Consider the following 8,850-nt stretch of genomic DNA (forward strand, 5'->3'; position numbering starts at 1 on the left):
CAACGCCATGGCTCAGCCGCCGTAGACATCCTCGACGCGGGTCAAGGGATAGTGCGGCGGAAACGGCCGACGCGCCACGCCGGAATCGACCGCCGCTCGCGCCACCGCCGAGGCGACCCGGTCGAGCAATCGCGCGTCCATCGGCGTGGGAATGATGTAGCCGCGACCGTATTCCAGCGCATCGACCTCGTAGGCCTCGAGCACCGCCTGCGGCACCGGCTCGCGCGCCAGGTCGCGCAGTGCATAGACCGCGGCCAGCTTCATTTCTTCGTTGATGCGCGTGGCACGCACGTCCAGCGCACCGCGAAAGATGAACGGGAAACCCAGCACGTTGTTGACCTGGTTGGGAAAGTCGGAACGGCCGGTGGCCATGATCACGTCGTCGCGGGTCTCATGGGCGAGATCGGGGTGGATCTCCGGGTCGGGATTGGAGCAGGCGAACACGATCGGGCTGGCGGCCATCCTGCCGAGCTGCTCGGCGCTCAGCAGGTTGGGCCCCGAGAGCCCCACGAACACATCGGCGCCGTCGATCGCCTCGTCGAGGGTCCGCAGCGCGGTCTCGGTGGCGAACATCGCCTTGTATTCGTTGAGGTCGCTGCGCCCGCTATGGATCACCCCCTTGCGATCGAGCATGTAGATGTTCTCGGTCCGCGCGCCGCAGGAGACCAGCAGCTTCATGCAGGCGATCGCCGCCGAACCGGCGCCCAGACAGACGATGCGCGCCTGATCGATGGGCTTGCCGGCGATCTCCAGCGCATTGAGCATGCCCGCGGCGGTGACGATGGCGGTACCGTGCTGGTCGTCGTGGAAGACCGGAATGTCACACTGCTCGATCAGCGTGCGCTCGATCTCGAAGCACTCGGGGGCCTTGATATCCTCGAGATTGATGCCGCCCCAGGTGCCGGCGATACGCGAGACGGTGTCGATGAACGCCTGCGGGCTTTCGGCGTCGACCTCGATATCCACCGAATTGATCCCGGCGAAACGCTTGAACAGTACGCCCTTGCCCTCCATGACCGGCTTGCTGGCCCGCGGACCGAGATTGCCCAGCCCGAGAATCGCGCTGCCGTCGGAGATCACCGCGACCAGGTTGCCCTTGCCGGTGTACAGGTAGGCGTTCTCGGGGTCCCTGGCGATCTCGCGGCAAGGCTCGGCCACGCCCGGGCTGTAGGCCAGCGCCAGGTGCTTGGCGGAACTCGTCGGCTTGGTGATCTCGACGGACAGCTTTCCGGGAAAGGGTTGCGAATGGTAATCCAGGGCGGCCTGCTTCTTGGCGTCTGTCATGCGCTTGGTCCGGTCGGTCGGGAGGTATGCCAGCCAGAATATAGAAAAAAGCTCAGCCCAACAACTTGAGCCAAGTATTTGTCTTGGCAGGCTTTTAAGCGCTAGTTTGAAAACGTTTCCAAGTATTGGCTAGGCGTTATGACCAGTCTCGCCGGCATAACGCGCAGCTTATCGAAAACAGTGTTCTGAAATGTTTCGCGTCGACATCCAGCGCATCCGCTGACTCACGGCGCTACCCGCCTGTCCATCGCTACAGGTTGTCGTCGGTGCGCCGACGGTTGCCGCGATCGAGCCGGTCGATCGCCGCATTGCCCTGGCGCGACAGCGCATCGAGCCGCTCGATCTGCTCGTCGAGACGCGGCAGGGCTTGCTGGCGATAGTGCGAGACGTCGTCCAGCGCCGCCATGACTTCGCGAAAGGCCTCCTCGAGAGTCTCGCGATCCAGCGTCGCCGAGGCCGCACGGCTCTGGATCTCCACGCCCTGCTCGCGCAATGCGCGAGCGGTGCCGGCGATCATCGCCGAGGTCGACTGGTTGAGCGCTTCGACGCGATCGAGCACCAGCCGCTGATTGGCCAGCGCCATGGCCACCGTCACCGCCACGGTGAGCGCCGAGACGGTGACATTGATCGCCCGGTCGACGCCGCGCATCAGCTCGCGGTTGTTGCGAATCACCACCTCCAGCGCCAGCACGCCCTGCTGGCTGACCGCGAGCTGCTGCTGCAGATCGACGATGCGCTGCCGCAGCGGAAACAGCAGTTCCTCCTCGATGAACGTGCGCTGGTCGAGAGTCTCCCGCTGCGGATCGTCGGTGCGCGCCTCGGCGGCGGCGACCAGCCGCCGGTCGATCAGCTGGCCCAGCGCCACCTGGCGCTGCAACTGGCCGGCCATGTCGCGCAGCGCCTGCTGATCGTCGCTCAGGGTCAGGTTGTCGCGGCGCAGCATCTCGCCTCCGGCTTCCAGGTCGTGGATGATCGCATCGAGGGCCTGCTGGGCGTTCTCGAACTTCTGGAAGTAGCGCTGCAGGCGGCTGCCCACCCCCGGCAGGCGTGACAGCACCCGATCGAGCACGCCGCCGCCCAGCGCGTGCTGCTGCGGATCGAGATCCTGCATCCGCGCGCGCAGCTGGGCGAGCGACTCGGCGACCGGCCCGCCCTCGTCGCCCTGACGCGCCAGGCGGCGCAGCGGCGTCTGCAGCATCTCGCTCTGGTGGGCGGCCTGGCGTTGCAGCTCGAGGCCCATCTCGTCGACCGCGCGGCGCGGCTCCTCGCCTTCGCCCGGTCGGAGCAGACCGTCGACGAAGTCGTCGGCCAGTGCCGCCAGCTCGCTCTTTTCGGGATCGCTGTCGCGGCGGTCGTCGGCCGACAGCCCCGCGGCGATCTCCTCCACCGCCGGCAGCGCCAGCCGCCGGTCGTCGTGTTGTTCGTCTCGATCGTCGCTCATCGCTTGGCTCCTCGCGATTGGCACACTCCAATGACGCCTACTGACTGCGGCTGTAGCGCGCCGCCCCCTCGGCGAAGCGGCGCAGATCGCCCAGCGCCCGCTCGGCGGCCACCGAGGCCTGCGGACGCTGGGTCTCGACCCGCGCCAGCGCCACGGCGGTATCGTCCAGCGCCGTCAATGCCGCCTCGTTGCGCGCCGACAGTTCGCGCAGATGGCGCTCGGTGTCGGCGACGAGTTCCAGGCGGCGCTTCAATGCCAGGCGTTCGGCCACACTCAACGTCTGGCGTTCGCGATCCAGCCGGCGCCTGACGAAGTCACCGTCGACGCCGGCCACGCTGCGCGCCTGGGCGGCCATCCGGGTAAGGTTGTCCACCGCACCCAGGCAGACCTCGTTGACCAGCCCATGGGCGCGCTGATAGGCCAGTTCGGTGCGCTCGAAACGCGCCGCGAGCAGCGTCTCGACATGTCGGTAGCGGCTGTACAGCCGGTCGGCCTGCACCGCCACGTCCTCGCGGGAGAGCGCAAGCAGTTCGCCCTTGGCCGCGCACAGCGCGCGCACCACCTCGTCGGCGTCGGCCGGCGGATGCTCCGGGTCGAGACTCAGCCCCCCGCGCTCCTGCGCCTCGCGCTGGCGTTCGGCGCGCTGCCGCGAGTCCTCGGCCGCCTGGCGTCGGGCCCGGCGCCGTGCCCGCCAGCGCTGCCACCAGTTGCGCGCGCGGCGTTCCAGCGGCAGCTCGACGGCGATCGCCACCAGCCCCACCAACCAACCGGCCAGCGACGGATCGAAGCCGCCCCACAACGAGGTCAGCCAGAACACGAACGCCACGAACGGCACCAGCAGCCAGTAGCGCACGATCACCTGGATGCGGTTGGGGTCGAGTTCCGCCAACGCCAGCCGCGGGCTGGCCATGCCGATCAGAAACCACGGCAGGCAGGTGACGAACAGCCCGTAGGCCAAGCCTTGCAGAAATCCCAGCATACGATGCGGTTCCGCCAACCAGGGTAGGAGAGGATGATTGTAGGGAAGGCCCGGCGCGGGATAAAGCGGCGCCGCGCTCGAGGATGGCATTTCAGCGGCGATCGCCGTCGAGCGCCCACCAGGCGGGCAGCAGCCGCGCCACCCGCGGCTCGCCGAAGCGATCGTCGATCAGGTGCACGCTGCCGCGATCCTCGGGCGCGCGAATCACCCGCCCGGCGGCCTGGACCACCTTCTGCACGCCGGGATACAGGTAGGCGTAATCGTAGCCGCGGCCGAACCGAGTCTCGAGGCGTCGGCGAAACTGCTCGGTGACCGGATTGACCTGGGGCAGCCCCAGCGTGGCGACGAAAGCGCCGATAAGCCGCTCTCCGGCCAGGTCGATGCCTTCGCCGAACGCCCCGCCGAGTACCGCGAAGCCGATCCCTCGGCCGTCCGCGGCGAAGCGTTCGACAAACGCCTGACGCTCGGTCTCGTCCATGCGCCGCGACTGTCGCCACAGCGGAATCGCCGGAAACTCGGCGGCGAAGCGCTCGGCGACCTGATCGAGGTAGGCGTAACTGCTGAAGAACGCCAGGTAATTGCCCGGGCGACGGCGATACTGCGTGGCCATCAGCGCGGCGATCGGCTCAAGCGACGCGGGCCGGTCGGCGTAGCGGGTGGAGATCGTGCGCACCCGCTGCACGCTCAACTGCTCGGCCGTGAACGGCGAGGCGGATTCCAGCCAGGGCGTGGCATCCGGCAGGCCGAGCAGGTTGCGATAATAGTCGGCCGGGCCGAGGGTCGCCGAAAACAGCACCGCGCTGTGCGCGGCGGCGAAGCGCGGGGCGAGAAAGCCGGCGGGCACCACGTTGCGACAGCACAACCGCGAGAGCCGCGCGCCGCGCCGCCCGTCCCGCAGCGTCACGTCGTACAGCGACCGATCGTCGTACAGTTCGCTCAGCCGCGCCAGATGCAGGGCATCCAGATAGAAACGCTGCAGCTCGCTGTCCAGCGCGAACGGCTGCTCGCTATGGTAATCGCCGATCGCCGCGGTCAGGCCTTGCAACGCGCCCAGCAGGCGCTGCGGCGGCCCGTCGAGCACCTGATAGTCGTCATTGGCCGTACTATCGTCCGCATCGTCCGCCTCGCCGTTGAGCGCACGCCACTGGCGCCCGACGCGTTCGAGCGGCTTCTTGAGCGCCGCCGGGGCGCTGCGCTTGAGTGCCCGCAGCGCGCCCTGGTCCAGCTCGGCGGTGTACATGCCGCGCCCGCGCTCGACCAGGTTGTGGGCCTCGTCGACCAGCAGCGCGACGCGCCACTGATTCTCGACCGTCAGCGCGTAGAGCATGGCGTGCAGGTCGAAATAGTAGTTGTAGTCGCCGACCACCACGTCGCACCAGCGCGCCAGCTCCTGGCCCAGGTAATACGGACAGACGCCGTGCTCAAGCGCGATCTCGCGCAGTGCCGCACGCTCGAGCCGGCCGTGGCGCACCGCCGCCGCGCGGGCTTCGGGCAGACGGTCGTAGAAACCGCTGGCCAGCGGGCAGGAATCGCCGTGACAGGCCTTGTCGGGGTGTTCGCAGGCCTTGTCGCGGGCGGTGAGCTCGAGCACGCGCAGCGCCGTCGGGGCGGCCTCCGTCCGCTCCCAAGCGGGCGAGAGCGTGGCCAATGCGTCGAGCGCCAGCCGCCGTCCCGGGGTCTTGGCGGCCAGGAAGAACAGCCGGTCGAGGCGCTGACGCGGCATCGCCTTGAGCATCGGGAACAGCGTGCCCAGCGTCTTGCCGATGCCGGTGGGCGCCTGCAGCATCAGGCAGCGTCCGGTACCTGCCGCCTTGTAGACCGACTCGGCCAGTTCGCGCTGGGCGGGCCGGAACCCGGCATGCGGAAAGCCCAGCGCCTCGAGGGCGGCGTCGCGGCGCCGACGGTGGGCAAGTTCCTGCTCGGCCCAGGCCAGAAAGCGCCGGCACTGCTCCGTGAAGAACGCCTCGAGCGTCGCGGCGTCGAAGGTCTCCTCGATCGGCGTCTCGCGCTGGCTGACCACGTCGAGATAGACCAGCACCAGGCGCACCTCGGCGAGTTCCCTCGCCCGGCACAGCAACGCGCCGTAGACCTTGACCTGCGCCCAGTGCAGACGACGATGGTTGTCGGGCATCGACGCCAGCTCGCCGCGGAAGGTCTTGATCTCCTCGAGCCGGTTGCGGGCCGCGTCGTAGCCGTCGGCGCGCCCGCGCACCGCGAGCGCGCCATACTCGCCGGCAAGCGCGATCTCGCGCTGGTAGCCGGCGCCGCGCCGCGCGGCGACCAGCGCATGGCCGGCGATGCCCTCCTGGGCGGTCGGCGACGGCGTGAAGCGCAGGTCGAGATCGCCGCCGCGCGCGGTGAACTCGCACAGCGCCCGCACCGCTACGCGATAACTCAAGTGCGTACCGCCTCGCTCACGACATCGCCCGCGCGCTCGCTCGGCGCCCAGCGTACATGGCAGACGCTGACCGGCATGGCGTGACGCTCGAAGAACGCAAGCCAGCGGCGCTGGTTGTCCTGCAGGCGATCGCCCGGGCCCTTGACCTCGATCATCCGATAGCGGCGCTCGCCCGGCCACAGCTGGATCAGGTCCGGCAGGCCGGCGCGGCTGGCGGGAATGTCGGCCAACAGCCGCTCGAAGCACAGCCGCAAGTGGGCGGCCGGCAGGCAGGCCAACGCCTGCTCGAGCAACGCCTCGGGCAGGCACTCCCAACTGACGAAGGGCGACTGGATGCCCCACTTGTCGGCATGCGTGCGGCGGATGATTTCCTGGTAGGCATCGCTCTCCAGGCTCGCCAGGCAGCCGTCGAACAGCGCGCGCCGGCGCGCATGAAAATCGCCCCGGGCGAGATCCGCCGGGCCGCGTTGGAAGGGGTTGAAGAACGCCCCGGGCAACGGCGCGAAGATCGCCTCCCAGCAGAGCAGCCCGAACAGGCCGCCGATCAGGGCGTTCTCGACATAGTGCACCGGCGCCTCGGGCGTGCCGAGATGGTGCTGCACCGTGCGCTCCACCGACAGCCCGGCGAACGGCAGTTCGAGATCGAATCGCTCGGCGTCGGCCGCCGCGGTCGCCGCCGGACGCGGCAGGCCGAGCCGGCGATGCAGGCGCGGCAACACCCGCGCGAGCTGCTGGCGTTCGGCCTCGCTTTCCGGTTCATGTTCGGCCTCACGCGCCAGTGCCAGCGCCTCATCGAAGCGTTCGAGACGTTCGAGCATGCGCAGCCGCCGGCCGCGGGCGCCGGCGTGAGCGGAGCGCGCATACAGGTCATGCGCGGTCTGCAATTCGTCCTGGCGCTCGCTGTACCGGGCCAGCCGATACAGCAGCTTGGCGCGGCGCGCCTCGAGCCAGGGGTTGGCGTGGGCCGCACGGGGCACGTCGGCGTCGATCGCGCTCACCGGCTCGTCGTCGGCCAGGCGTTGGCGGCAGCGATGTAGATGCAGGCAGTACTCGAGCTCGTCGCGCGAGGCGAAAGCCCGCGACTCGCGCGAGAAGGCGACGCGCTCGTAGCGCGCCATGCCCAGATCGGCAAGCACGAACTCGCTCCAGCCCTGGTGCAGGTTGCCGAAGAACATCAGCCGCAGACGCTCGCACAGTGCATCGACGCGCAGTGCCAGGATGGTCTCGTCCTCGAGTCCCCACGCGGCGAGGGTACGCGGCGGCTCATTGGCTTCGCGCAACGCCGCCAGCCAGTCGCGCTTGCCGGCCTGGCGCAGGCCCAGCCCGGCCAGCCGCTCGCCGAACAACCGCTGCAGCTCAACCTTGGTGAGCAGTGCGAAGAGTTCGTCGAGGGCCAGCGTCGGCGCCGGATCGACCCAGCCACGGGCGGTCAACGGCGTCAGCGCGGGGGCCAGCGACTCGGCCGCGTCGACCTGCGCCGCGCCGATCTCCACGGCGATTTCCGGGTAACTCAGCCTGGAGCGACGAAACAGCACGCCCTTGCGCATGATCAGGCGCACCAGCAGCGCCTGGGAGGCGCGCGGCAACGCGTCGAAGGCGTCGATGAAGGCGCGTTCGTCGTCGCTCAGCACATCGCCGTAGCGCTCGCCCAGCCAGGCGAGCACGCTCTGGAAGTTGACGAGATAGTAGAAGGGATCGTCGAGGGTCTGGCGGGCCATGCGCCACCACGGATAACTGGTTATTCATCCATGATACAAGCCGGCCGCGCCAACGACAATCCGGTTCGGCCGAACCGACTAGGCTCGGCCGGCACGAACGGCGTTAGGGAAACGCTGAATAAATAGGCGAGCGGAATCAAGCGCAAGGCGTACGGAGCACAGGAACCGGAGCATATGGGTATATGTGAGGATTCCGCGCACCGCACAACGCAGCGATTGATCCGCGCAGACATTTATGCAGTTTTCCTCAGCGAAGATCGGGGTTGAGCGTATAGATACCGGTCACGGTGGCCTGCCCCAGGATATGCCCCTGCATCGCGCCCAGCGCTTCGTCGCCGGTGAACTCGCCGCGCATGTCGAGCTTGTCGACGTCGAGCGCATAGACGGTGAAGCGGTAGCGATGCGGCAGTTCGTCGTTCCATGGCGGGCATGGGCCGTCATAGCCGCCGTAGGTGCCGCCCATGTCGGGATCGCCGGCGAGAAAATCGGTAAAGGTGTTGATGCCCGCCAGGCCCAGTTGGCCCTGACCGGGCTGCTTGCCCTTGGGCGTCACGCCGTCCGAGGCCGCACCTTCGTCGATCCGGTGAACGTCGGCGGGAACGTTGAGCAGCACCCAATGATAGAAGTCGACGCGCGGCATGCTCGCCGGCAGGCGTTTGCCCTGCTGGTTGACGTCGGATGGATCGCCCGGTACGTCGGGATCGCAGACGATCACCGCGAAACTGCGCGTGCCCTGGGGGATATCGGTCCAGTGCAGCGCCGGGTTGCGGTTCGGCCCGAGCGTCATCGGCTCGCCGTCGCCGGGCACGCCGAAGGCGAACGTCTCGGGGATCGGCTGCTGGTCCTCGATGCCGTCAACGGTTAACTTCATGATTACCTCCATGGATCGCTGTGCATGATCTCACCAGCCTAGCAGCCTGTCGGACTTAGCGTCGGCAGACAATGGACGCCGCCTGCCGCGGCAGATTTTTGCACCATCATGATGCCTACTTACGGGCTTCTGTGGCCAATATTCTCAAAACGAGCAGCA

6 protein-coding genes are annotated in these 8,850 nt (G+C 68.3%); all 6 read right to left on the bottom strand.

The window, feature by feature from the left end; translation table 11 throughout:
• Positions 1 to 12: 12 nt before the first annotated feature.
• On the bottom strand, positions 13 to 1,284 hold the full coding sequence (locus K7I12_RS11720) for a malic enzyme-like NAD(P)-binding protein (RefSeq protein ID WP_031382516.1): 1,272 nt from the start codon (positions 1,282 to 1,284) through the stop codon (positions 13 to 15).
• A gap of 250 nt (positions 1,285 to 1,534) precedes the next feature.
• Complete coding sequence (locus tag K7I12_RS11725) at positions 1,535 to 2,725, bottom strand: toxic anion resistance protein (protein ID WP_231664206.1); 1,191 nt, start codon at positions 2,723 to 2,725, stop codon at positions 1,535 to 1,537.
• Positions 2,726 to 2,762: 37 nt separating this feature from the next.
• Complete coding sequence (locus K7I12_RS11730; protein WP_231664207.1) at positions 2,763 to 3,704, bottom strand: cobyrinic acid a,c-diamide synthase; 942 nt, start codon at positions 3,702 to 3,704, stop codon at positions 2,763 to 2,765.
• Positions 3,705 to 3,795: 91 nt separating this feature from the next.
• Complete coding sequence (locus tag K7I12_RS11735) at positions 3,796 to 6,102, bottom strand: ATP-dependent DNA helicase (protein ID WP_231664208.1); 2,307 nt, start codon at positions 6,100 to 6,102, stop codon at positions 3,796 to 3,798.
• Positions 6,099 to 7,820, bottom strand: coding sequence for a VRR-NUC domain-containing protein (locus K7I12_RS11740; protein WP_231664209.1), 1,722 nt, complete (start codon positions 7,818 to 7,820; stop codon positions 6,099 to 6,101). Before K7I12_RS11740 ends, K7I12_RS11735 begins: the two co-directional genes overlap by 4 nt.
• 247 nt (positions 7,821 to 8,067) lie before the next feature.
• Positions 8,068 to 8,691, bottom strand: a complete 624-nt coding sequence (locus tag K7I12_RS11745) for a YbhB/YbcL family Raf kinase inhibitor-like protein (protein WP_031382511.1) — start codon at positions 8,689 to 8,691, stop codon at positions 8,068 to 8,070.
• Between the last annotated feature and the right edge of the window lie 159 nt (positions 8,692 to 8,850).

Origin of the sequence: Halomonas sp. IOP_31 (genome assembly GCF_021151495.1) — a bacterium.
Classification (GTDB): domain Bacteria; phylum Pseudomonadota; class Gammaproteobacteria; order Pseudomonadales; family Halomonadaceae; genus Modicisalibacter; species Modicisalibacter zincidurans.

Excerpts from the sequence above, each read along its gene's own strand:
- K7I12_RS11730 (WP_231664207.1), bottom strand. The coding sequence starts at position 3,704 with ATGCTGGGATTTCTGCAAGGCTTGGCCTACGGGCTGTTCGTCACCTGC.
- K7I12_RS11745 (WP_031382511.1), bottom strand. The coding sequence starts at position 8,691 with ATGAAGTTAACCGTTGACGGCATCGAGGACCAGCAGCCGATCCCCGAG.
- K7I12_RS11740 (WP_231664209.1), bottom strand. The coding sequence starts at position 7,820 with ATGGCCCGCCAGACCCTCGACGATCCCTTCTACTATCTCGTCAACTTC.
- K7I12_RS11720 (WP_031382516.1), bottom strand. The coding sequence starts at position 1,284 with ATGACAGACGCCAAGAAGCAGGCCGCCCTGGATTACCATTCGCAACCC.
- K7I12_RS11725 (WP_231664206.1), bottom strand. The coding sequence starts at position 2,725 with ATGAGCGACGATCGAGACGAACAACACGACGACCGGCGGCTGGCGCTG.